23 protein-coding genes are annotated in these 21,801 nt (G+C 72.1%); 8 read left to right on the plus strand and 15 right to left on the minus strand.

Annotated features, from left to right (window positions below; translation table 11 throughout):
- Positions 1 to 5: 5 nt before the first annotated feature.
- The 9 genes from AB0B94_RS14380 to AB0B94_RS14420 all read right to left on the minus strand — a co-directional run bounded on the left by AB0B94_RS14380 (position 6) and on the right by AB0B94_RS14420 (position 9,737).
- Positions 6 to 1,241 (minus strand): sigma-70 family RNA polymerase sigma factor, encoded by a 1,236-nt coding sequence (locus AB0B94_RS14380; RefSeq protein WP_357277446.1) that lies wholly within the window; start codon positions 1,239 to 1,241, stop codon positions 6 to 8.
- 29 nt (positions 1,242 to 1,270) lie between these two features.
- A complete protein-coding gene (locus tag AB0B94_RS14385; RefSeq protein ID WP_357278431.1) occupies positions 1,271 to 1,597 on the minus strand; it encodes a YciI family protein in 327 nt (108 codons plus the stop codon).
- Positions 1,598 to 1,692: 95 nt separating this feature from the next.
- Positions 1,693 to 2,304, minus strand: coding sequence for an ATP/GTP-binding protein (locus AB0B94_RS14390; protein ID WP_030337265.1), 612 nt, complete (start codon positions 2,302 to 2,304; stop codon positions 1,693 to 1,695).
- Entirely contained in the window at positions 2,285 to 2,671 is a 387-nt protein-coding gene (locus AB0B94_RS14395) for a DUF742 domain-containing protein (RefSeq protein WP_030337267.1), read from the minus strand. The genes AB0B94_RS14390 and AB0B94_RS14395 overlap by 20 nt, the downstream gene beginning before the upstream one ends.
- A 5-nt stretch (positions 2,672 to 2,676) precedes the next feature.
- On the minus strand, positions 2,677 to 3,099 hold the full coding sequence (locus AB0B94_RS14400) for a roadblock/LC7 domain-containing protein (protein WP_091403761.1): 423 nt from the start codon (positions 3,097 to 3,099) through the stop codon (positions 2,677 to 2,679).
- Positions 3,100 to 3,190: 91 nt separating this feature from the next.
- Positions 3,191 to 5,749, minus strand: a complete 2,559-nt coding sequence (locus AB0B94_RS14405; protein WP_357277457.1) for a nitrate- and nitrite sensing domain-containing protein — start codon at positions 5,747 to 5,749, stop codon at positions 3,191 to 3,193.
- Between the two features lie 124 nt (positions 5,750 to 5,873).
- A complete protein-coding gene (locus AB0B94_RS14410) occupies positions 5,874 to 7,493 on the minus strand; it encodes a prenyltransferase/squalene oxidase repeat-containing protein (protein ID WP_357277468.1) in 1,620 nt (539 codons plus the stop codon).
- Positions 7,486 to 8,403 (minus strand): terpene synthase family protein, encoded by a 918-nt coding sequence (locus tag AB0B94_RS14415; RefSeq protein ID WP_357277476.1) that lies wholly within the window; start codon positions 8,401 to 8,403, stop codon positions 7,486 to 7,488. Before AB0B94_RS14415 ends, AB0B94_RS14410 begins: the two co-directional genes overlap by 8 nt.
- A complete protein-coding gene (locus AB0B94_RS14420; RefSeq protein WP_357278436.1) occupies positions 8,400 to 9,737 on the minus strand; it encodes a cytochrome P450 in 1,338 nt (445 codons plus the stop codon). The genes AB0B94_RS14415 and AB0B94_RS14420 overlap by 4 nt, the downstream gene beginning before the upstream one ends.
- Positions 9,738 to 10,182: 445 nt before the next feature.
- On the opposite strand from AB0B94_RS14420, the gene AB0B94_RS14425 reads away from it, so the two are divergent.
- A complete protein-coding gene (locus AB0B94_RS14425; RefSeq protein WP_091403743.1) occupies positions 10,183 to 10,431 on the plus strand; it encodes a DUF2630 family protein in 249 nt (82 codons plus the stop codon).
- 44 nt (positions 10,432 to 10,475) lie between these two features.
- Here the strand turns inward: AB0B94_RS14425 and AB0B94_RS14430 are convergent, their stop codons facing one another.
- From AB0B94_RS14430 to AB0B94_RS14440, 3 genes are all read right to left on the minus strand, one after another.
- Positions 10,476 to 11,408, minus strand: a complete 933-nt coding sequence (locus AB0B94_RS14430; RefSeq protein ID WP_238671545.1) for an RIO1 family regulatory kinase/ATPase — start codon at positions 11,406 to 11,408, stop codon at positions 10,476 to 10,478.
- Positions 11,409 to 11,619: 211 nt separating this feature from the next.
- Positions 11,620 to 12,264, minus strand: coding sequence for an HAD family hydrolase (locus tag AB0B94_RS14435; RefSeq protein WP_091403736.1), 645 nt, complete (start codon positions 12,262 to 12,264; stop codon positions 11,620 to 11,622).
- A gap of 65 nt (positions 12,265 to 12,329) precedes the next feature.
- Entirely contained in the window at positions 12,330 to 13,190 is an 861-nt protein-coding gene (locus tag AB0B94_RS14440) for a carbon-nitrogen hydrolase family protein (RefSeq protein ID WP_357277487.1), read from the minus strand.
- 77 nt (positions 13,191 to 13,267) lie between these two features.
- On the opposite strand from AB0B94_RS14440, the gene AB0B94_RS14445 reads away from it, so the two are divergent.
- From AB0B94_RS14445 to mug, 6 genes are all read left to right on the plus strand, one after another.
- On the plus strand, positions 13,268 to 13,840 hold the full coding sequence (locus tag AB0B94_RS14445; protein WP_091403732.1) for a TetR/AcrR family transcriptional regulator: 573 nt from the start codon (positions 13,268 to 13,270) through the stop codon (positions 13,838 to 13,840).
- Between the two features lie 81 nt (positions 13,841 to 13,921).
- Entirely contained in the window at positions 13,922 to 14,851 is a 930-nt protein-coding gene (locus tag AB0B94_RS14450; protein WP_357277497.1) for a TIGR04222 domain-containing membrane protein, read from the plus strand.
- Positions 14,848 to 15,666, plus strand: a complete 819-nt coding sequence (locus tag AB0B94_RS14455; protein ID WP_238671549.1) for a DUF692 domain-containing protein — start codon at positions 14,848 to 14,850, stop codon at positions 15,664 to 15,666. The genes AB0B94_RS14450 and AB0B94_RS14455 overlap by 4 nt, the downstream gene beginning before the upstream one ends.
- Positions 15,663 to 16,208 (plus strand): hypothetical protein, encoded by a 546-nt coding sequence (locus AB0B94_RS14460; protein ID WP_357277504.1) that lies wholly within the window; start codon positions 15,663 to 15,665, stop codon positions 16,206 to 16,208. Before AB0B94_RS14455 ends, AB0B94_RS14460 begins: the two co-directional genes overlap by 4 nt.
- Complete coding sequence (locus AB0B94_RS14465; RefSeq protein ID WP_238671551.1) at positions 16,193 to 16,954, plus strand: SDR family oxidoreductase; 762 nt, start codon at positions 16,193 to 16,195, stop codon at positions 16,952 to 16,954. Before AB0B94_RS14460 ends, AB0B94_RS14465 begins: the two co-directional genes overlap by 16 nt.
- 206 nt (positions 16,955 to 17,160) lie before the next feature.
- Positions 17,161 to 17,763, plus strand: a complete 603-nt coding sequence (gene mug / locus AB0B94_RS14470; protein ID WP_357278442.1) for a G/U mismatch-specific DNA glycosylase — start codon at positions 17,161 to 17,163, stop codon at positions 17,761 to 17,763.
- Between the two features lie 88 nt (positions 17,764 to 17,851).
- Here the strand turns inward: mug and AB0B94_RS14475 are convergent, their stop codons facing one another.
- The 3 genes from AB0B94_RS14475 to AB0B94_RS14485 form a co-directional block, all read right to left on the minus strand.
- Positions 17,852 to 19,828 (minus strand): ABC transporter ATP-binding protein, encoded by a 1,977-nt coding sequence (locus AB0B94_RS14475; RefSeq protein WP_238671562.1) that lies wholly within the window; start codon positions 19,826 to 19,828, stop codon positions 17,852 to 17,854.
- Between the two features lie 114 nt (positions 19,829 to 19,942).
- The gene (locus AB0B94_RS14480) at positions 19,943 to 20,710 is read right to left on the minus strand and encodes an enoyl-CoA hydratase/isomerase family protein (RefSeq protein WP_357277511.1); all 768 of its coding nucleotides are present in this window, start codon (positions 20,708 to 20,710) and stop codon (positions 19,943 to 19,945) included.
- A gap of 46 nt (positions 20,711 to 20,756) precedes the next feature.
- A complete protein-coding gene (locus AB0B94_RS14485; RefSeq protein ID WP_007462679.1) occupies positions 20,757 to 20,984 on the minus strand; it encodes a helix-turn-helix domain-containing protein in 228 nt (75 codons plus the stop codon).
- Positions 20,985 to 21,200: 216 nt separating this feature from the next.
- Between AB0B94_RS14485 and AB0B94_RS14490 the strand changes: the two genes are divergently transcribed.
- On the plus strand, positions 21,201 to 21,800 hold the full coding sequence (locus AB0B94_RS14490; protein WP_357277516.1) for a cadmium resistance transporter: 600 nt from the start codon (positions 21,201 to 21,203) through the stop codon (positions 21,798 to 21,800).
- Position 21,801: the final 1 nt, after the last annotated feature.

Consider the following 21,801-nt stretch of genomic DNA (forward strand, 5'->3'; position numbering starts at 1 on the left):
ACTTCCTACCGGGCGAGTTCGTCGGCCCGGTCGAGCAGCGCCCGGCGCTCGGCGGTTGAGCCCATCGCTGCCGCTGCCTCCCGGAACAGTCCTGCCGCGCGCAGCCGGTCGCCCTGCCGGGCCACCAGATCGGCCTGCACCGCCACGGCCAGCGGATGGCCGTCCAGCCCGCCGTCGGCGCGCGCCGCGTCGAGCACCACCAACCCGGCGGCCGGCCCGTACGCGTAGCCGTGCGCGACAGCACGGTTGAGCGCGATCACCGGCGAGGGGCGGAGGTCGGCGAGCGCGTCGTAGGCCCGCGCGATCGTCGGCCAGTCGGTCTCGTCGGCCGAGGCGACGGTGGCGTGGCAGGCGGCGATCCGGGCCTGCCACGCGTACGGCCCGTCGTGGCGTACCCGGTCGAGGGCGACCAGGGCCTCGGCGATGGCGGCACGGTCCCACCTGTCGCGGTCCTGCCGCTCCAGGATGAGCAGGTTGCCGGCAGTGTCGCGGCGGGCGTCCCGCCGGGAGTGTTGGAACAGCACCAGTGCGAGCAACGCGGCGACTTCGGTCTGGTCGGGCATCAGCCGGTCGAGCAGCCGGACCAGCCGGACCGCCTCGTCGGCGAAGGCCGGCTCGCCGTCGGCGACGTAACCCCGGGTGAACAGCAGGTACAGCACGGCGAGGACGCCGGGCAGCCGCTCGGTCAGCGCCGGCCCGCTCGGCACCCGGTACGGGATGCCGGCCTGGGCGATGCGGGTGCGCGCCCTGGTCAACCGGCGGGTCATCGTCGACTCGCTGACCAGCAGCAGGCGCGCGATGTCGGCGGTCGGCACGCCGCAGACCGTTCGCAGCGTCAACGCCACCCGGGCTTCGATCGCGAGCGCCGGGTGGCAGCAGGTGAAGACGAGACGCAGCCGGTCGTCCACCACGTCCTGCCCCACCTCGGGCTCGGGATGCGCCTCGTCCGGCGTGAGCAACGCCAGGTCGTGCAGCTTTCGCCGCTCCACAGTGGCCCGGCGCAGCACGTCGATCGCCCGGTTGCGCGCCACCGTCATGAGCCAGCCGCCCGGGTTGGCCGGCACACCGTCGGTGGGCCAACGCTCCAACGCGACGGTCAACGACTCCTGCGCGCAGTCCTCGGCCAACGCCCAGTCCCCGGTCACCCGGATCAGTGTCGCGACGATCCGGGGGTACGCCTCGACGCTGGCGACCGCGACGGCCTCCGCCGCCACCGCGCCGGCCGGTGCCGGAGTGCGCACCGGCCGGCGCTGCGACGTCGACAACTCGGTCAGTTGGACACTGCCGCGAACGGACGCAGTTCCAGCCGCCCTTGGCGGGCCATCGGGTGAGTGCGGGCCACCTCGATCGCCTCGTCCAGGTCGGCGCAGTCGAGCAGGTCGAAGCCCACGATCACCTCGGCGGTCTCCGCGAACGGACCCTCGGAGACGAGCAGTTCACCGTCGCGAACACGAACGGTGGTCGCCGCGCTGGTCGGCGCCAGCACGTCGCCGGTCAGGCGGCGGCCACGCGAGTCGTTCTCCGCCACCCACTTCTCGATGTCCGGAAGCTCCGTGGGGTCGGTGTCCGGCTTGGCGTCGCTGCACACGAACATCATGTACTTCATCTGGTCGCTCCCTTGGTTTCGCGGGGTGTCGCCAGCATGACGATCGGCCGGCAGCGTTCCGGACACCCTCCCCCGAAAAACTTCGGTCAGTCTCCGCTGGCGGCGCGGCGGCGGGCCTCGCGGGTCTTCATGGCGTGCTCCATCAGCGTGACGAGCACCTCCTTGCTGGACTCACGCTGCCGGGCGTCGCAGAGCAGCACCGGCACCCCCGGGTCCAGGTTCAGCGCGGCCTGCACCTCGTCCAGCCGGTACGTCCGAGCGCCCTGGAAGCAGTTGACCGCCACCACGAAGGGCGTGCCCCGACCCTCGAAGTAGTCGATCGAGGGGAAGCAGTCCGCGAGACGACGGGTGTCGGCCAGCACCACAGCGCCGATCGCGCCCAACGCCAACTCGTCCCAGACGAACCAGAACCGGTCCTGCCCCGGCGTACCGAACAGGTACAGCACCAGGTCGTCGCTGATGGTGATCCGGCCGAAGTCCATGGCCACCGTGGTGGTGGTCTTGCCCTCCACCCCGGAGAGGTCGTCGATGCCGACGCCCGACTCCGTCAGCACCTCTTCGGTGCGCAACGGCCGGGTTTCGCTGACCGCGCCAACCATCGTCGTCTTGCCCACGCCGAAGCCGCCCGCGACGAGGATCTTGATCGCGGTGGGCAGTGGCGTCGCTCCCGCCGGCCGGTCAGAGTGCCCGTAGTCCATTGATTACCGCCTCGAAGATGCTGTTGTCGGGAAGACCGGCCGTGGTCTGCGGCTCGCGGACCTGCACCAGGCTGCGGGCCGCCAGATCACCGAGGAGCACCCGGATGGTGCCCACCGGCAGGTCGAGATGGGCGGCGATCTCGGCGACGGACTGTATGCGTTGGCACAGCCCGACGATCGCCAAATGCTCGGGACCGAGACCGACCTCGGGCGTGACCTCGGCTCGGGTGGCCGTGACCAGGGAGATCAGGTCGAATGTGCCGGTGACCGGGCGGGCCCGACCACGCGTCACCGCATACGGACGCACCACCGGACCCGCGTGGTCATCCACCCACTGATGGTCTGCGGACTCCCCCTGGACCGTCATCGCCGTTACCTCTCGCCGACCTGCTGATCAGTGCCGCGTGAGGGCGATGCGACGTACTTGCCGACACGGGTGACCAGCATCGCCATCTCGTAGGCGATCAGGCCGACGTCGGCGTCCTCGCTGGCCAGTACCGCCAGGCAGGCGTTGCGGCCGGCCGCCGTGACGAACAGGAACGACGACTGCATCTCGATGATGGTCTGCTGCACCTGCCCACCACCGAAACGCTTACCGGCGCCTCGGGCGAGGCTCTGGATGCCGGCCGCCATCGCCGCGAGGTGCTCGCCGTCGTCCCGGCTCAACCCCTGGGAGGAGGCCATCAAGAGGCCGTCGGTGGAGAGCGCGACCGCGTGCTCGGCCTGCTTCACCCGGCCCACCAGGTCATCCAGCAACCACGTCAGGTCGGCGCTCGAAGCCGTCTTCTGGGTCACTTCGTCGTCCTCTTCTCGCCCGGCTGTGCGCCGTTGTTCGTCTGGGGCTCGACCGTCACACCGCGCGGAAACCCGCGTCGTCGGTGCTCGGTCAGGTCGCTTGTGAATCCTCGTCGGTCGGCTCGGACGGCGTCGCCGCCGGGGCGCCGGAGGCGCCGCCGAGCAGCCGAGCCGCGTCGGTCCGCCCCCGCCGGGTGCCGGTCTGGTAGGAACTCATCATCCGGCGAACCTGCTCCGGTGGGCGCACCACATCCTCGTCGTCGGTCTCGGATACCGCCGGGTCGTCTCGCAACTCGGGAACGATGTTCGCCTGTCGGACCCGAACGGGCAGACCGGAGTCGGTCCGCTCCGCCTCGGCCCGTGCGGGCATCGGACCACCGTCGCCGGCCGGGGCCGGCTCTCCGCCGGGCGTCTCCGTGCGGCTGCGGTCGACGGCGGGCAGGCCGGTGGGCACGGTCGGGGCTTCCAGGGCTGGCTGCGCCGGCCCGCGCCGGGCGCGGGTGGGCAGGTCGGGGGTGCCGGTTGCCGGGGTGGTCCGCTGTCGGGTGGGGAGAACGGTGTCCGCCTCGGCCTCCTCGTCCGTCGTCGGCGCGGTGGTGTCGGCCGGCATCGGCGCCGCCGAGGTCACCGAGGCCTCCAACGCGGTGGCCGTCGGCGCGGCGAGCGCGACCGGTGCGAGGGACGCCGGACGGCCGCTGTCAGTGGCGGGCGCCGACGGCATCGGGATGGCCGAGCCGGTCCGGAACGATCCGGAGTCCTCCGGGGAGGTGTCGACCTCGGTGACCAGCTCCAACGGGATCAGCACGACAGCTGTGGTGCCGCCGTACGCGGACTCCTTGAGCCGAACCCGCACGCCGTGCCGTTCGGTCAGCCGGCTCACCACGTAGAGCCCGAGTCGGGCGGCGTTGGCGAGGTTCAGCTCGGACTGGTCGACGATGCGGTGGTTCGCCGCGGCCAGGTCCTCCTCGCTCATGCCGAGGCCCCGGTCCTCGATCTCGATGGCGAACCCGTTGGAGACCAGTTGGCCGCGGACCTCGACGGTCGTGTGTGGCGGGGAGAACGACAGGCCGTTCTCGATCAGCTCGGCGAGCAGGTGGATGACGTCGCCGACCGCGCGGCCGGCGAGCGAGACCGGCCCGAGCGGCAGCACGTTGACCCGGGTGTAGTCCTCCACCTCGGCCACGGCGCCGCGCACCACGTCAACCATCGGGACGTTGCGCCGCCAGGCCCGACCGGGCGTGGAGCCGGAGAGCACGATCAGGTTTTCCGCGTTGCGCCGCATCCGGGTGGCCAGGTGGTCGACCCGGAACAGATCCTCCAGCTCCTCGGCGTCGTGTTCGCGGCGCTCCATCGCGTCGAGCAGGGTGAGCTGGCGGTGGACGAGCGCCTGCGTGCGTCGGGCCAGGCTCAGGAAGACCTCGCGGACGTTGCGCCGCAGGTCGGCCTGCTCGACGGCGGTGCGCAGGGCGGTCTCCTGGACCGCGTTGAACGCCTTGCCGACCTGGCCGATCTCGTCGGTGCCGAACTCCAGCGGGGGCGCTTCGGTGGCCACGTCGACCTCCTCGCCTCGGCCGAGCCGCTCGACCACGCGGGGCAGCCGCTCGTCGGCGAGCTGCCAGGCAGCCTGCCGCAGCCGCTCAAGCTGACGCAGGAGGGTCCGGGCCGTGGTGATGGAGACGACGACCGAGGCGATGACGGCGAGCAGGCCGAGGCCGGTGGCGAGAACCAGCCGGACGACGACCATCACGGCGACACCGGTGGCCCGGTCCACGATGCCCTCACCGCCGGTGGTCACTGTGTTGTTCACCTCGGCCAACGCCGGCTCGACAGTGCCCCGCCACTGCTCCGCGCCGATCGGCAGCTGGGTCGACGGCCGGCCCTCGCGGATGATGCTGTCCTGCACGGCGCGCAGCCGGGTGAACGCCTCACCCTCGACGAGCTGCTGGTAACGGCGCTGGTCGACGTCTGCGAGCCGGACCCGGACCTCCTCGCCGAGGAACCGCTCCGCGCCGACCAGGCTGACGTAGCGGGCATACTCCGGCCCACTCATCCGGCCGTTGCCGAACAGGCCGCTGAGCAGCGCGTCCTCCTGGGAGATCAGCTCCTTCATCCGGTTGAGCTGGATCAGGGCCGCAGCCTCGCCGGCGATCTGCTTGTCGTCCAGGCTGCCCGTCACGTCGTAGATCTGGAAGATCGACGCGATCGTCTCGGTGTACGCCTCGCCGGCGGCGATCCGGTCGATCTTGCGGTCCAGCACCTCGGCGCGGGTCTGCTCCAACGTGTTGACCTGCGCGATCGTCATACGGAGCTGATTGTCCAGTGCGGAGTTACCGGCGACGTCGACCTGCCAGTTGCGCACCGAGTCGGCGAACTCGGCGGCCAACTGTGCGGTCTTGCGCTGTTCGGCCTCCAGCGCCGTGCGCTGCGCGGCCTCGGGGTTGCTCAGGTACGCCTGGGTCAACCGCCGCTCCACCTGAAGCTCCTGCAACAGCGGCTCGCTCGGCGTGTAGACCTTGCTGTTGATCAGCTGGACACCGAGCAGGTTGAAGCCGTCGCGCAGGGTCACCCACGCCGCGAACATCCAGAGCGCGACCAGGGAGAGCAGCAGGGCGACAACCTTGGTGCGGATACTCGTACCGCGAGAACGCATTGAACCGTCCCAGGCCGGGCGTTGACTCAGCTCATCAACGAATGATCAGAGGGGGCGACGTCCCACCACAGCGGGGCGTGCGGGGCTGAGGCTCTGCGTACGCTAGCAGTGTCCACACAACCCCTCAAGTTGCTGTTTTTGTTGACTGGTAACCGCAATCCACCACCGATCGGTCCACGGCGGAGGCACGGTCGCGGGCCAGTCGGCAGGCGGCGAGCACGGCGGCGCGAACGATGACTGTCGGACAGTACAGCTCCTTGCCGTACCACAGTGGAGGGTGCTCCCGGGCTGCGGAATCGTGCAGGTAGGCGTGTCCGCGCGCCACGGCGTCGTCGACCCGTGGCACAGTCGTCGGCACCGCCAGCAGCACCTGCAGGGCGTACGCGGTCTCCTCGGCGGTGCCGTCCCACCGCCCCCACGAACCGTCAGCGCGCTGGCTGTTCAACACCCAGCCGGCCGCCCGATCCACCGCCTCGGCGGCGGCCGCCCCCCGTCCGAACTCGGCAAGTGCCAGCACGCAGCCGGCAATGGCGTAGTACGGCGAGGCGTGCCACCGGTCCTGCCAGGTGCCGTCCGCGCGCTGGTGCCCGGTCAGCACCGCGCTCAGCCGCTCGACCGTCCGGTGGTACCGGGCGTCCGCGCCGGGGTGTGCGGCCACGTGCTGGCCGAACGCGTCCAGCACGTGCGCGTTGGTGGTGACCGAGAAGCCGTCCTCGCTCCCCGGCCAGGTGCAGAAGCCGTCCGCCGTCTCGTACGCCCACAGGCCGGCCGGATCCGCTGGACGGCCGAGCCGGGCCAGCGCGTCCAGCGTGACCGATGTGGTGTCGGCATCGGTCGGCAGTCCCTCGCCGGTGGCGACGCCCCCGGCGCCGGTGGCGGCAGCCAGGGTGCGCAGCACGGTCTCCGGCGGATTGACCAGGACACCGGCGCGGCGCAGCCCGCTGAGCACCCAGGCACGCTCGAACACGGTGATCGGGGTCGGGCAGGGCACCGGCCCGTCAGCCTCGCGGATCAACTCCCGCAGGAAGGCGTGCGCGGTCGGGCTGGCGTCCGGACCGGCGGCGGTCAGCCAGGCCGCAGTCGCTGCGGGCGACGCGCCGACGGCGGTCACTGTCGGTCCGGCGGCGACCGGTATCGCGTCCAGCACCTCGTAGAAGTGGGCAAGCTTCGTCGGCAGCGCCGCACCGGCGGCCGCCGCGGCGCGTACCGCGCGCAGCCGGTTGGACCCGAGCCCCGCGGGCAGCACCAGCGGCGGGCGAGGCAACCGCTCGGCGGTCGCCCGGTCCAACCCCGCCAACCGGCCGTTGATCGACTCGACCAGCGCGGGGACGATGAGATCCAGCGCCGGGGTGTCCGGCAACGACCGCGCGTGCGTGGCGAGCAACCGACCGGTGAGCGCGTCCAGTGCGCGTGCCATCGGAGCGAGCAGGTCCACGCCGGCCCACCCGTCGGCCAGCGCCGCGAGCAGAGCGTCGGTGGCGCTGAGCGTGGGCACCAGGGCGTACCCCTCGGGTGGCCCCCACGCGCCGTCCGGGCGCTGCTCGCGCAGCAGGAACCGGATCCGCTGGTGGTGTCCCGGCAGCCAGGTCGCACCGGCGACGAGCCGGCCGCTCTCGTACACCGAGGGGGCGACCTGCCCCCACGGCCGCAGCGCCAGGCCGGCGATCAACCCGCGCGCGGCATCGGTCACCGGGTCGGCGGTGGTCGCCGGGTCGGCGAACACCCGGGTGGCGCCGTCACTCATCGCGCTCGCCCCAGAAGTCGGACAGTTGGTAGAAGCCCCCGGTGAAGGAGATCTGCCGATTGAGGTAGTCCGCCTGGCGGGGGCACCGCTCGGCGAGGGCGGCCAGGTCCCCCCGGGACCGGGCGGTCAGCTCGGCCAGCCGGTCGTGCACCTGCGCCGGGTCGGCGACCAGCGAGAGGGCGTTCAGGTCACCCCACTCGGCGTCGCGCTTCTGCGTGGCGAGATCGTTGACCAGGCGCAGCACCCGCTGCACGCCGCGTCCGGCGTCGAGCAGGTCGGTCAACTGGACGAGGGTCTTCTCGTCGCCGGTGGCTATCCAGTGGGTGACGTTGACGAAGGAGCTGCCAGAGTTGTCAGCGTTCTCCAGGTAGCGGTCCAGGTCCGGCAGGCGTCGCCCGGTGGTCGGGTCGGTCGGCAGGTTCTTCCAGTCCCACTCCCGAGCCGCGGCGGCGAGCATCCGGGCCAGCTCGTCGCGCCAGATCGGGCGCAGCCGGGCGAACGCCGGCACCGTGGCCAGTTCGTCGCGCAGGTCGGCCAGCAGCCGGGCCAGGTGTCGCCCCGGTGGGGGCACCGCGCCGTCGGCCACCGCCAGGCAGTCGTTCACCACCTGCCGCACGTCGTCCACGGACCGGGCGAGGTAGTCGACCTGCCAGTCGGCCGCGAAGACCCAGAGCACGGTACGAGTGGTGATCCGCAGTTCGGCGGCGGTGTGCCAGGGTGCGATGAATGCGACCACCGTGGCCACCGAGCTGAGCAGCGCCGGATCGAACGGCGCGGCGTCGAACAGCTCCGGGTGAGCGGCGGTGACGTCCTGAAGGTCGCGTACGCCGCGCACGGCGAGCGCGCACACCCGGCCCTGCTCGGCGACCGCGTCCTGACCGGCCCGCGCCGGTCGCGGGGTCTCCGTCACGACGCGACCGGACGCTCGACCGGGGTGAGGATGACCTCGGCGCGCTGCTTGGGTTGCAGCGAGGCACCCATCCGAGGCGTGAGGTCGGCCGGTTCGCGCAGCCGGAAGCGGTAGCGGCTCAGCACGGTGCTGACGATGAGCTGCGCCTCCAGCAGGAACAGGTACTGCCCGAGGCACTGGTGCGGGCCCCCGCCGAACGGGAAGTAGGAGTAGCGGTAGCGCCGTCGGGGCAGCTCCGGCGCGAACCGCTCCGGGTCGAAGAGCGCCGGGTCGGTCCAGAACGTCGACATCCGCTGGGTGACGTACGGGCTGACCAGCACGGTGCCACCGGCCTTGATCCGCACTCCGCCCAGCACGTCGTCGCCGACCGCGGTACGCGGAATCATCCAGCCGGCCGGGTAGAGCCGCAGCATCTCGTCGAGCACCATCCGGCCGTAACGCAGCTGGGGCAGGTGCTCGCGGCCGACCCGTTCGGCGCCGACCACCCGCTCGATCTCGTCGGTCATCCGCTCGGCCACGTCGGGCCGGGACGCCAGGACCGGCCAGAGCCAGGAGAGCAGGGCGATGGTGGTCTCGGTGGCGGTGGAGAACATCGCGACCACGTCGCCGCGGATCGCGTACTCGTCGGGTTCGCTGCCGTCGGCGCGCGGCCGACAGAGCGTGGAGATGATGTCGTCGCCGTCGGTGGGATGGGCCCTTGCCTCGCGGATGATCGGCAGCACCACCTCGTCGATGGCGCGCACCGCGTCGCGGAAGCGCCGGTCGCCGGGCATCGGCACCGCGTACGGCACGGCCGGCATCACCAGCCGGGGGAGCATCGCGGTGGTGAGAGTGTTCAGCGCGGCGCTGATCCGCAGGGCGTCGGGGACCGAGATCCGGTCGGCGAAGAGCACCCGCATGGTGGTGCGCAGGACGATCTGGGTCAGCTCGGCGCCGCCGTCGATCGGGCGACCGGCGAGGGCCGGTTCGAGCCACTCGTCGACCGCCTCGTTGATCGCCTCGGACATCTTGTCGACGAGCGTCTCGGCCCGCTTGGCGGTGAACAACGGTTGCAGCGCGCCCCGGCTGGATTCCCAGATCTCACCCTCGGCGACCAGGATGGCGTCACCAACGATTCGACGCACGGGTCGCCAGAGCAACCCGTCGCCGTCCCGGGTGTAGTTGGCAACGTTGTCCCGCAGGACGCGTTGCAGGTGCTCCGGATGGCTGACCAGATAGGGGCGGAACGAGCCGAGGTTGAGCCGGACGACGTCGCCGTCCGCGTCCTGCGCGAAGTCGACGAGCGCGCCCAGCGGATCGCGGACCAGCGCCGGCAGCGCGCGTCGTAACGGAATCGTCCGGGGCTCGGTGCTGACGGTGGCGGGGCGTGCCTCGGACACCTGCGACATCGAACCACGTCTCCTCGTCGTCCCGACGACCGAAACGATCCACTTCGGTCGGGCAGGTTGATGAAACTTTCACCTTCTGGGCCGACGGAAGCATCTCACCAATCGAGGAGCACCTCCAGACTTGCGGACGGCGCGATTTCCATCTAAGCGAACGCACACTCATCGATGTTCTCGTCCTGCCGCGTCCTGAGTGGATGTTAAGGCGCAGCCCTACGCCGGGGTGGGCCGACCAACCAGCGCGACGGCCGGATCGGCCGCACGCCGTCGACCCGGTTGCGGCATCGGCATCCGACGGGCGGCATCGGGCCGACCGGTGCGGGTCGGTGACCCGGGACGCACCGGTACCCCCGAATCCGGGCGATGCCCGGCACCCTGTGCCAGGCTCTGTGGCATGGACGACAAGACCATCCTGAACCGGATCTCCGAGCTGGTCGACGAGGAACACAAGCTGCGTGCCGACGCCCAGGCCCACGAGTCGGGCACCGAGGGCGAGGCCAGCGAGCGACTGCGCGCCCTGGAGGAGTCCCTCGACCAGTGCTGGGATCTGCTGCGCCGCCGACGGGCCGCCCGGGAGACCCACGGCGACCCGGACGCCCAGGGCGAACGCCCCAAGCCCGAGGTGGAGCGCTACCTGCAATAGCCGACGTCGCGGGTCGGGCGGTGTGGCCGCCCGACCCGCTCCGATCAGCGCAGGCCCGCCTCGTGCAGCAGCTCTCCGGTCAACATGCCGGGGTCCACCTGTTCGGCGGGGAGACCCCGGGCCGCGAACCAGGTGCCGACCACCCGCACGTCGCGGGCCAGGAACTCCGGCCCCTGCGGGTTCGCCACCACGTCGACCACCTGCGGCAGGTCGATCACGACCAGCCGACCCTGGTGCACGAGCAGGTTGTACGGCGACAGGTCTCCGTGCGCGTAGCCGGCCCGCGCCAGCACCCGTAGCGCCTCCACCAGTTGGGACCACAGGTCACGCAGCTCGGCCGGGCCGGGCCGCAACTGGGCCAGCCGGGGTGCCGCCTCGCCCGACTCGGCGTCACCGACGAACTCCAGCATCAGCTCGGTGCCCCGGACCTGCACCGGGTACGGCACGGCGATCCGGTCGTGCCCGGCACCGATCTCCCAGAGCCGGCTCAGCGCGGCGAACTCGGCCGCCGCCCACTGCCCGGCGATCATCTGCCGGCCGAACGCCGTCCGGCCGGCCATCGCCCGGTTCTCCCGGGACCGGCGCACCCGACGGCCCTCCAGGTAGCCGGCATCCCGATGGAACAACCGGTGCTCGGGATCGCGGTAGCGTTTCACGGCGAGCAGGCAGGACCGGTCGGTGTCCGGCACGGCCCGACGGACCAGGTGGACGTCCGCCTCCTTACCGGTCTTCAGCACACCCAGCTCGGTGTCCTTAGCGGCCAACTCGGTGACCAGCCAGGCGGGGTGCGGCTGTGGCCCGTGCACAGCGTCGTCCCAGGACGACCAGCGCTCGCCGGTGTCCGGGTCGGGCTCGCTGTCCGGGTCTGCGAGCGGCTCGGTGGGCCGCCCGCGCTTCAGAAACTGCGGTTCGTCGTCGTCGAAGCGGCTCTTGCCGCGGCTTCGGCGCTCAAGCGCCGGAAGGTCATGATCGCGCACTGTGGTGAAGTTCCCTTGGTCGAGACTGAGATCGGCAGCTGAAAGCGACCTGCAAAGACGGCCATGACCGACCCCCTCTTCTCGACCGGGCACACGCCCGGGATGCACCATGCGCGGACAATGCTCGTACCACCACGTCCACCGGTCAACCGAATTACCGAGCGCCACCCGAACGGCCGCTCGGACGCACGATCGCCGGCGCGGAAACCCCTCAGCGGGCCAGGACTGTGGCGACCGCGGCGATCAACCCGTCCACGGTGCGGCTCGGCGCGAACCTGACGTCCGACCAGGTGCGCCCCCGGTGCAGCCAGACGCTGGGCAGCCCGACGGCGGCGGCGCCGCCGATGTCCGCCTCCGGGCTGTCACCGATCACCCAGGCCCCCCGCAGCGGCATCCGGACCCGCTGGGCGGCGAGCGCGAAGATCCTCGGGTTGGGTTTGCTGACCCCGGCCTCTTCGGAGATCACCCAGTCCGCGACGTACTGGTCCAGCCCGGTCTGGCGAATCTTGGCGTCCTCGACGCGCACGGTGCCGTTGCAGACCACCACCGGCACCCAGCCGGCGTCGTCGGCGATCCGCAGCGCGCAGGCGGTCAGCGGGTCGAGCCGGGTCTGCGCCACCACCCCGTCGTGCAGCTCCTCGACCAGGTCGATCGAGGGAATGCGCAGCTCGTAACGGTCCCGGATGGCGTCGGCGAGGTCCCAGCGGTCGGTCAGACCGTCGGCGTCGATCGAGATGAGCCAGTCGATGTCGGTGTGGGGCGCGCCGATGCTGTCCAGGAAGCGCTCACCCCAGCGGCGGAACGGCCCGGCCCGATCCAGCAGGGTGTTGTCCAGGTCCAGCAGGAGCAGTGGCACTCGGGCACCCTACGGGACCGACGTGTCCGCCAACAGATGCGGCGGCTATCGACCTGACGAAGGGCTCAGCCAGGCATCGACAGCCGCGGGCCGCCCTGGTCCGCCAGCCGATCGACGAGCATCGAGTGGGCCGCCCGGGTGGCCGCGAGCACTACGGGATCCAGCGTCGCCACGAGCACCGCGGTGCCGTCGTCCGCCCCGCGAGCCAGTACCCGCCCCTCGGGGTCGTAGACGGCCGCACCGCCGTTGAACCGCCACGGGTCGACACCGCCGACCGCGTTGGCGAAGACCACGAACATCGTGTTGTCCAGGGCACGCGCCGCGTAGTACAGATCCCGGCGGTGCTCGGAGCCGGCCAGGTATCCGCTGGGGCACAGGTAGGCGTGCGCGCCGTCGAGGGCGGCGGCCCGGCCGTGCTCGGGGAAACAGCCGTCGTAGCAGATGCCCAGCCCGAGCCGCCAGTCGTCGACGAGCAGCGTGGCACCCCGATCGCCGGCGGTGAACAGCTCCCGTTCGTCGCCCCACAACTGCTGCTTGTCGTACCCGACCCGCACCTCGCCGGTCCGGTCGACCACCAGCGCCGCGATGGTCCGCCGACCGTCCGGGTGCCGGACCGCCGCGCCGACCAACGCGCTGACGCCGGCCTCGCGCGCCGCGACGCGCAGCGTGTCGAGCCGGGGATCCGCGACCATCCCGGTCGGATCGGCCGCGACGTCAGTGCCGGCCGGGTCGGCGGCGAGGACCGGCGGGTGGTACGCGCAGAGGAACAGCTCCGGCAGGACGGCCAGCCGGGCACCACGCTCGCCGGCTCGACGGACCAGGTCGGCGGCGATGACCGCGTTGCCGGCGACGTCGCCAGGCGCGGGGGTGGCCTGGATGGCGGCCACTGTCAGCGGGGAACTGGGCAGGGTGCGGGGCTGGGTCACCGGGCGATGGTAAACGGCCACATCCCAAGCCGTACGTACGGTTTGCGTGCCCCGGTCTGACCTGCAACGATCGACGTGTGCCCAGAGTAAGCCAGGACCAGCTCGACGCCCGTCGGCAGGAGATCCTCGCCGCGGCCCGGGCGTGTTTCGCCCGGCTCGGCTACGAGGGGGCGACAGTGCGCCGCCTTGAGGAGGCCACCGGCCTGTCCCGTGGCGCGATCTTCCACCACTTCCGCGACAAGGACTCACTCTTCCTCGCCGTCGCCGAGGACGACGCCGCTGCGATGGTCGAGACGGTCGCCCGCAACGGTCTGGTGCAGGTGATGCGCGACCTGCTCGCCCGCGCCGTCTCGCCGGACACCACCGGCTGGCTGGGCAGCCAACTGGAGGTCTCCCGGCGGCTGCGCACCGACCCGGCGTTCGCCCGACGCTGGGCGGAGCGGTCCGCCGCGATCGCGGAGGCGACCCGGGACCGACTGGCCCGCCAGCGCGACGCCGGGGTGCTGCGCGAGGACGTACCGATCGATGTGCTGGCCCAGTTCCTGGAGCTGGCCTACGACGGCCTGGTGCTGCACCTGGCCATGGGCCGACCGGCCGGTGACCTGGGCCCGGTGCTCGACCTCGTCGAGGAGGCGGTCCGCCGCCACTGACCGCACGCACACCGGTCGGACGCCCGTGGCGAGGCTGCTCCACAATGGGGCCGCCGATCCCTCCGGTGACAGGAGCAGTCGATGAACGTCCACGCAGCGTCCGGCGACACCTGGGGCATCTCCGGCCCGACCTTCCTGCGCTACTACATCGCGGCGGCCATCCTGGTGGTGGCGATCGCCGTGTACCACCGGGTCCGTCTCACAACCGGGTCGATGGTTGCCATGACCGCCGAGCCACTCGGCCCGCAGCCTGTCGCGTACCTCAACGGTGGTCCCCAACTCGCGGTGCACGCGGCGCTGGGCGGGCTGCGCGGCAGCGGGGCGATCGGCGTACGACCGGACCGCCGGCTGACCACCAGCGGGCCCGCACCCAGCGGACTCACCCCGCTGGAGCAGGCCATCCACTGGGCCGCGCACCAGCACTCGCGGGTCGGGGACCTGCCGAAGGACGAGCGGGTACGCGTCGCGCTGCACCAGATCCGCAACGGCCTGGAGCAGCGCGGGCTGCTCACCAACGACGCGCAGCGCGCCCGTGCCCGGTTCTGGACCACGATCCTGATCGCCCTGCTGGGCCTCGGCGTGCTCCGGCTGTTCTCCGGCCTGTTCAACGACCACCCGGTCGGCTACCTGCTGCTGACAGTGGTCACGCTGCTGATCGTCACGCTGGTGCTGCGCCGGGCGCCCATGCTCACCCGCGCCGGTCGAGCCGCGCTACGCGGCGTCCGCCGCGAGCACACCCACCTCGCGCCGGCCTCCGCGCCCGCCTACGCCACCTACGGAGCGGCCGGCGCGGCGATGGGCGTGGCGCTGTACGGCACCGCCACGCTCTGGGCACTCGACCCGGGCTTCGCCGAGCAGGCCGAGATTCAGCGCCAGGCTGCCTCCGGCAGCGGCTGGACGGGCGGCTCGGACGGATCCTCCGGCGGCGGGGACAGCTCCGGTGGGGACGGTGGCAGCTCCTGCGGCGGTGGAGGCGGCGGGTGCGGGGGCGGCGGCGGGTGCGGCGGATGACCGGCCCGTCCGGCATCGGCATCGGCTGGCGTCCGGAGATCGCCGGCTTCGTGGCCGAACTGCCCGGCCTGCGCTTCGTCGAGGTGGTGGCCGAGGGGGTGCCCGCCTCCGGGCCGCTCCCGCCCGGTCTGACACGGCTACGGGACCGCGCGGTGACCGTCGTACCGCACGGGGTGCGGCTCTCCCTCGGCGGCGCCGAACCGGTCGACCCGGCCCGGGTCGCCCACCTGGCCGCCGTGGCGCAACGTCTGGACGCCCCACTGGTCAGCGAACACATCGCGTTCGTCCGGGCCGGCGGCCTGGAGGCCGGCCACCTGCTGCCGCTGCCGCGCAGCCGGGAAGCCGTGGACGCGGTCTGCGCCAACGTGGCGCGGGCACAGGCGGAGCTTCCGGTGCCTATCGCGCTGGAGCCGATCGCCGCGTTGCTCGACTGGCCCGACGACGAGTTGACCGAGGCGGACTTCCTCACCGAGATCCTCGACCGGACCGGGGCACTGCTGCTGCTGGACGTGGCCAACGTGCACGCCAACGCCCGAAACCGGGGCACCGACCCGCTGGCGTTGCTGGACCGCCTGCCGCTGGAGCGGGTCGCGTACGCCCACGTGGCCGGCGGCGCGGAGCACGGCGGTCTCTACCACGACACCCACACCGACCCGGTGCCGACGGCGGTGTTGGAGCTGGTCGGCGCGCTCTGCGCCCGGCGGCGACCGCCGGCGCTGCTGCTGGAGCGCGACGGTCACTACCCGCCGGCCGCCGAACTCCGCGCCGAACTGGACGCCCTGGCCACCGCTGCGGGCTTTCCGGCAGTGACATGACGGACGCACCCGACGGCGACTGCGCGCCGACACCCCGCGCCGGGCTGGCCGAACGGCAGGCCGAACTGGTCGCGGCGCTGGTCGCTGCGGGGCCACCCCCGCCGGGGTTCGCGCCGGGGCCGCTGGCCGCCACCCGCGCGGCCCTGCTGCGGAAACGGGCCGGTGAGGTGGCCCGGCACTGGCCACTGCTCGCCGCCGGCCTCGGTGGCAGGTGGGCGACAACCTTCGCCGACTGGGCCGCCCGGCGTCCCACCGCCGGATCGTTGCGCGACGGTTGGGATCTGGCCCGGGCGCTGCACGACCAGCAGGCGCTCCCCCCGGCCGCCGCCGAGGAGTTGGCAATCCGGGAGGCGCGCCTGCGCTACGACGGGCTTCGGCCGCCGCGTCCGCGTCGGGTGCCGGCGGTGGGCCGCGCCGGCGGCGCCGTCGCGGTGCAGATCGCCGGCCGGGTACGCCTGCTGCGCCAGGCCCCACGGGGGTCCACCCGTGCTGGCGACGGTGTAGCGGATGCGGCAGGATCGCAGTTATGGATCTCGGACTGACCGACCGCGTGTACGTCCTCACCGGCGCCTCCCGCGGTCTGGGTTACGCGACCGCGCAAAGCCTGGTCGCCGACGGTGCACGAGTGGTGCTCTCGGCCCGCGACCCGGACGCGGTGGCAGCCGCCGCGCAGCAGTTGGGTGGCCCGGAGCACGCCGTCGGGCTGACCGCGGACCTGACCGACCCCCAGACCCCGGGGCAGCTCGTCGCCGCCGCCCAGGAACACTTCGGCCGGCTCGACGGGGCGCTGATCTCGGTCGGCGGCCCACCGGCGGGCAACGCCGCGGCGATCACCGACGAACAGTGGCGGCTCTCCTTCGAAACCGTCTTCCTGGGCACCATCCGGGCGGTCCGCACGATCGCCGCCGCGCTGCCCGACGGCGGCGCGATCGGCCTGGTGCTCTCCACCTCGGCGCGCGGCCCGGTGCCCGGCCTGGGCATCTCCAACGGTCTCCGGCCCGGCCTGGTCGGCGCGGCCAAGGACATCGCCGACGACTACGGCCCGCGTGGAGTCCGGGTGGTCGGGCTGCTGCCCGGCCGGATCATGACCGACCGCAACCGGGAACTCTTCGCCGCGACCGGCGACCCGGACCGCGCCCGCGCCGACGCGGAGGCCAGCATCCCGTTGCGCCGCCTCGGCGACCCCGCCGAGTTCGGCCGGGTGGCCGCGTTCGTGCTCTCCCCCGCCGCGAGCTACCTCACCGGGATCACAGTGCCGGTCGACGGCGGCGCGCTGCGCGGGCTGTGACAGCCGAGCGGGCCCGAGGTGCCCGTTCGGCAACGCCGCCCGAGAACACTCAGTCCGACGACCCGGCCGTTGATCGACTCGGCTTCCAGGAAACCGGGGGGTCGACGCGACCAGGACGCCCCGACTTTCAGGAACCTGAGTCGATCAGCGCCCGGCCCACCCGGGCGGACCTGGCGGCCGGGACGACCCGGTCCACCCGGGCGGATCTGGCGGCCGGGACGACCCGGCCCAGCCGGGCGGACCTGGCGTCCGGAACGACCCGGCCCAGCCGGGCGGACCTGGCGGCTGCCGCCGATCGGACCATTCCCGACGTGCTCGCGCCGGGGCTGGAGGTGCTCTTCGTCGGCATCAACCCGGGCCTGTGGTCGGCCGCCACCGGGTGGCACTTCGCCCGGCCCGGAAACCGGTTCTGGCCCGCCCTGCACGCGGGCGGGTTCACCCCCCGGCTGCTGCACCCCAGCGAGCAGGGCGAGTTGCCCGCGCTCGGGCTCGGCATCACCAACATGGCCGCCCGGGCCAGCGCCCGCGCGGACGAGCTGAGCACCGAGGAACTCCTCGACGGCGCGAGGATCCTGGCCGACAAGGTGGCCCGGTACCGGCCGCGCTGGGTAGCCGTGGTGGGGGTGACCGCGTACCGGATCGGTTTTCAGCGACCAAAGGCCGCCTTCGGGCCGCAGCCGGAGTCGCTGGCCGGCGCCCGGCTGTGGGTGCTGCCCAACCCCAGCGGCCTGAACGCGCACTTCACCCCGGTCACCCTGGGCCTGGCGTTCGCCGAGTTACGGGCGGCCACCGAGCTACCGGCCGGCTGATCGACTCGGTTTCACGGAAGTCGGGTGGTCAATGCGACCAGGACACCCCGACTTCCGGGAACCGGAGTCGATCAACGCGGCGCAGAGGTCAGTTGGCGGCGGCGGGTGGCAGCACCTCGTCGGCACGGTAGGTGCCCAGCGGCATGACCACCGGCTCGGGGCCGGTCGCGTCGACGAACGGGGTGGGCGAGTCGGCGACAGCGAACTGGGTCCGGTACAGCTCGGCGTAGAGCCCGCCGACCGCCACCAACTCCTCGTGACGCCCCCGCTCGACGATCCGCCCACCGTCCAGGACCAGGATCTGGTCGGCGTCGCGCACTGTGGAGAGCCGGTGCGCGATCACCAGCGCGGTACGCCCGGCCAGCGCCACCGACAGCGCACGCTGCACCGCGGCCTCGCTCTCCGAGTCAAGGTGTGCTGTCGCCTCGTCGAGGATCACGATCGACGGGGCCTTGAGCAGCAGTCGCGCGATCGCGATGCGCTGCTTCTCGCCGCCGGAGAACCGGTAGCCGCGCTCCCCCACCGTGGTGTCCAGACCGTCGGGCAGCGCCCGAACCAGATCGGCCACCTGCGCCCCGGCCAGGGCCGCCCAGATCTCGTCGTCGGTGGCGTCCGGCTTGGCGTAGCGGAGATTCTCGGCGATCGTCTCGTGGAACAGGTGCGAATCCTGAGTGACCACACCGATCTCGTCGCGCAGGGAGGCGAGCGTGGCGTCGCGCACGTCCACCCCGCCGACGAGCACCTGACCGTCGCTGACGTCGTAGATCCTGGAGATGAGCATCGACAGTGTCGACTTGCCCGCCCCGGACGGGCCGACCAGCGCGACCATCTGCCCTGGCTCGACGCTGAACGAGACCCCCTTGAGCACCGGTTCGTTGACGGTCCGGTCGAGCGTGGCGACCTCCTCCAGGGAGGCGAGGGAGATCTCGGCGGCGCTCGGGTAGCGGAAACGCACGTCGCGGAAGTCGACCCGGCCGGCGCCCACTGGCACCGACACCGCGTCGGGCTTCTCCACGATGCCCGGCTTGAGGTCGAGCACCTCGAAGACCCGGTCGAAGGAGACCAGCGCGCTCATCACGTCCACCCGGACGTTGGAGAGCGCGGTGAGCGGCCCGTACAGGCGGGTGAGCAGCAGCGCGAGCGTCACCACTGTGCCGGCGCTGACGCCGCCGGTCACCGCGAGCCAGCCGCCGAGGCCGTAGGTCAGCGCCTGCGCCAGTGAGGCGACCAGCAGCATCGCCACGAAGAACGTGCGGGAATACATGGCCGACTGGATGCCGATGTCGCGGACCCGCTCGGCCCGGTCGCCGAACCGGCGGGCCTCGATCTCGGGCTGGCCGAAGAGCTTCACCAGCAGCGCACCGGCCACTCCGAACCGCTCGGTCATTGTCGCGTTCATCTTGGCGTCGAGGTTGTACGCCTCGCGGGTGATGTCCGCCAGCCGTCGACCGACCCGACGGGCCGGAATGATGAAGATCGGTAGCAGCACCAGTGACAGCGCGGTGATCTGCCAGGAGAGGGTGAACATCACCGCCGCGGTGAGCACCAGCTGGATGACGTTGCTGACCACACCGGACAGGGTGGAGGTGAACGCCCGTTGGGCGCCGAGCACGTCGTTGTTGAGCCTGCTGACCAGGGCACCGGTCTGGGTGCGGGTGAAGAACTGCAACGGCATCCGCTGCACGTGGTCGTAGACCCGGGTGCGCAGGTTGAAGATGATGCCCTCGCCGATGCGGGCGGAATACCACCGTTGGGCCAGCGACAGCAGCGCGTCGGCGACCGCCAGCGCGGCGATGAACAGGGCCAGCCGCACCACGAGTCGCCCGGCCTCGGCACCACCCCGGTTGATCGCGTTGATCACGTCACCGGCGAGCACCGGAGTGGCCACGCCGATGATGGCGGCCAACACGACTGTGGCCAGGAAGACGATGATGTCGCGCCGGTAGGGGTGGGCGAAGGCGACGATGCGGCGGGCCACCCCGCGCTTGAGCCGGTGGGTGGAGACCTCGTCGCTGTTGCGCATCGACCGGAGCATGCTCCACCCGGCCATGCCACCGCCGGACATCGGGTTGGACATCGCTCACCTCCGGGTTGCCGGGCAGACCGCACCGTCAGGTCAATTCTCCCGACGAGTGTGACAACCTCGGTCGTAACCCGGATCTTCCCGTGCGGTCCTTACCTATTCTCCCCTACCGGCGAGGTCACGCAGCCGACGGGTCTGCGCCTCCCGCTCGGCGCGCTGCTGGTCGGCGTGCGACCGCCCGGCGGCACCGGCGAGCAACGCCTTGATCTCCACCACCGCGTCGCGGGCCCCGGAGAGCAGGCCGGCGGTCAGGTCCCGCACCGCGCCGTCCAGCTCGGCCGGGGGTACGACAAGGGTGGCCAGCCCGATCCGGTCCGCCTCGGCGGCGTCCAACCGGCGGCCTGTCGCACAGATCTCCAACGCCCGCGAATACCCGACCAGTTCGACGAGGCGCTTCGTGCCGGCCAGATCGGGCACCAGACCGAGGGTCACCTCGGCCATCGACAGCTTCGCGTCCGCGGACAACACTCGCAGGTCACAGGCGAGCGCGAGCTGGAAGCCGGCACCGATCGCGTGGCCCTGCACGGCCGCGACGGAGACGACATCCGGCCGGTGCAGCCAGGTGAAACCGGCCTGAAACTCCGCGATGCGATCGGCGCACTCCTGCTCAGGCAGCGTGGCCAGCTCAGCGAACGACCCCGGGCCGGAGGCGCCCGCCACTGCGAGGTCGAGGCCGGCCGAGAACGCGCGACCCTCACCGCGGACCACCACCACCCGCACGTCGCCGGGCAGATCACGGGAGAAGTCGCTCATCGCTCGCCACATCGCGGGCGTCTGGGCATTGAGCACGTCGGGCCGGCACAACGTCACCGTGGCGACCGGCCCGTCGCAAGTCAGCCGAACCCCGGTCGCCTCGGCGGTCACCGGACGTCCCGGGGCGCGGCGCTGGTGGACGACGCTGAGGGGCGGGTCACGCCTTCTTGCGGCGCCGGGCGCCACCGCGCTGACGCAGCTGCACGCCGGACTCGGTGAGCACTCGGTGGATGAACCCGTAGGAACGGCCGGTCGAGGCCGCCAACGCGCGGATGCTCTCCCCCGAGGTGTACCGCTTTACCAGGTCCTTGGCGAGCGTCTGACGCTCGGCTCCGACGATCCGGCGACCCTTCTCAGTGCTGGTGGCTGTGCCAGTGGCTGCCATGCTGTGTCCTCACGTCCCAGACTGTGCGGTTCGGATACGGTCCCACCTATTAGACCGCCTCGAACGATCATGCGCCAGATATCAACTCTTCGCCAACCGACACGCTATGCAATGTCAGCTTCCCGATAGAGTGATCCTGGCGATCCGGCCCGCCGCGGCATCCGCGGGTACCACCGCCGAAAGCTGGCGGCTGCCGACGACCCGTAGCCTTCGGTCGTGATCGACCTGCTGAGCACCGCCGGCGCGGCGGCCGTGGTCTTCGCCGCCACCGACGTCGACGACATCGTCATTCTGACGCTGTTCTTCGTCGCGGCCCGCACCACCGGCCGACCCCGCACCTGGGAGATTGTCGCCGGACAATACCTCGGCATCGGTGCGCTCGCGTTGGCCAGCGCGGTGATCGCGGGTGGACTGCTGGTGGTGCCCGACCCGTGGACGGGGCTGCTCGGCCTGCTGCCGATCGCGCTCGGCGTACGCGCGCTGCGCAGTTCGGGCGACGACGAGACACCGGAGGTCGTCACCGGAGCGCTCGGCGTGGCCGGGGTGACGATCGCGAACGGCGCCGACAACGTCGCTGTCTACGTACCCGTCTTCCGGGCCCTCGGTGTCGCCGACAGTGCCGTGTTCCTGCTGGTCTTCGTGCTGCTGATCGGGCTGTGGTGCGCTCTCGGGGCCTGGCTGGGCGGGCACCGGAGGGTGGTCCGGCTGGTCGAGCGCGCCGGCGCCTGGCTGGTGCCGACCATCTTCATCGCCATCGGGCTGGTGATCCTGGTCAGCTCCGGCGTGCTCGGCCGACTGGCCGAGCTGCTCGGCTGAG

The organism is Micromonospora sp. NPDC048986 (assembly GCF_040649335.1).
Lineage (GTDB): Bacteria > Actinomycetota > Actinomycetes > Mycobacteriales > Micromonosporaceae > Micromonospora > Micromonospora alfalfae.

Excerpts from the sequence above, each read along its gene's own strand:
- AB0B94_RS14385 (WP_357278431.1), bottom strand. The coding sequence starts at position 1,597 with ATGATGTTCGTGTGCAGCGACGCCAAGCCGGACACCGACCCCACGGAG.
- AB0B94_RS14390 (WP_030337265.1), bottom strand. The coding sequence starts at position 2,304 with ATGGACTACGGGCACTCTGACCGGCCGGCGGGAGCGACGCCACTGCCC.
- AB0B94_RS14395 (WP_030337267.1), bottom strand. The coding sequence starts at position 2,671 with ATGACGGTCCAGGGGGAGTCCGCAGACCATCAGTGGGTGGATGACCAC.
- AB0B94_RS14405 (WP_357277457.1), bottom strand. The coding sequence starts at position 5,749 with ATGCGTTCTCGCGGTACGAGTATCCGCACCAAGGTTGTCGCCCTGCTG.
- AB0B94_RS14410 (WP_357277468.1), bottom strand. The coding sequence starts at position 7,493 with ATGAGTGACGGCGCCACCCGGGTGTTCGCCGACCCGGCGACCACCGCC.
- AB0B94_RS14425 (WP_091403743.1), top strand. The coding sequence starts at position 10,183 with ATGGACGACAAGACCATCCTGAACCGGATCTCCGAGCTGGTCGACGAG.
- AB0B94_RS14450 (WP_357277497.1), top strand. The coding sequence starts at position 13,922 with ATGAACGTCCACGCAGCGTCCGGCGACACCTGGGGCATCTCCGGCCCG.
- AB0B94_RS14455 (WP_238671549.1), top strand. The coding sequence starts at position 14,848 with ATGACCGGCCCGTCCGGCATCGGCATCGGCTGGCGTCCGGAGATCGCC.
- AB0B94_RS14460 (WP_357277504.1), top strand. The coding sequence starts at position 15,663 with ATGACGGACGCACCCGACGGCGACTGCGCGCCGACACCCCGCGCCGGG.
- AB0B94_RS14465 (WP_238671551.1), top strand. The coding sequence starts at position 16,193 with ATGGATCTCGGACTGACCGACCGCGTGTACGTCCTCACCGGCGCCTCC.
- AB0B94_RS14475 (WP_238671562.1), bottom strand. The coding sequence starts at position 19,828 with ATGTCCGGCGGTGGCATGGCCGGGTGGAGCATGCTCCGGTCGATGCGC.
- AB0B94_RS14485 (WP_007462679.1), bottom strand. The coding sequence starts at position 20,984 with ATGGCAGCCACTGGCACAGCCACCAGCACTGAGAAGGGTCGCCGGATC.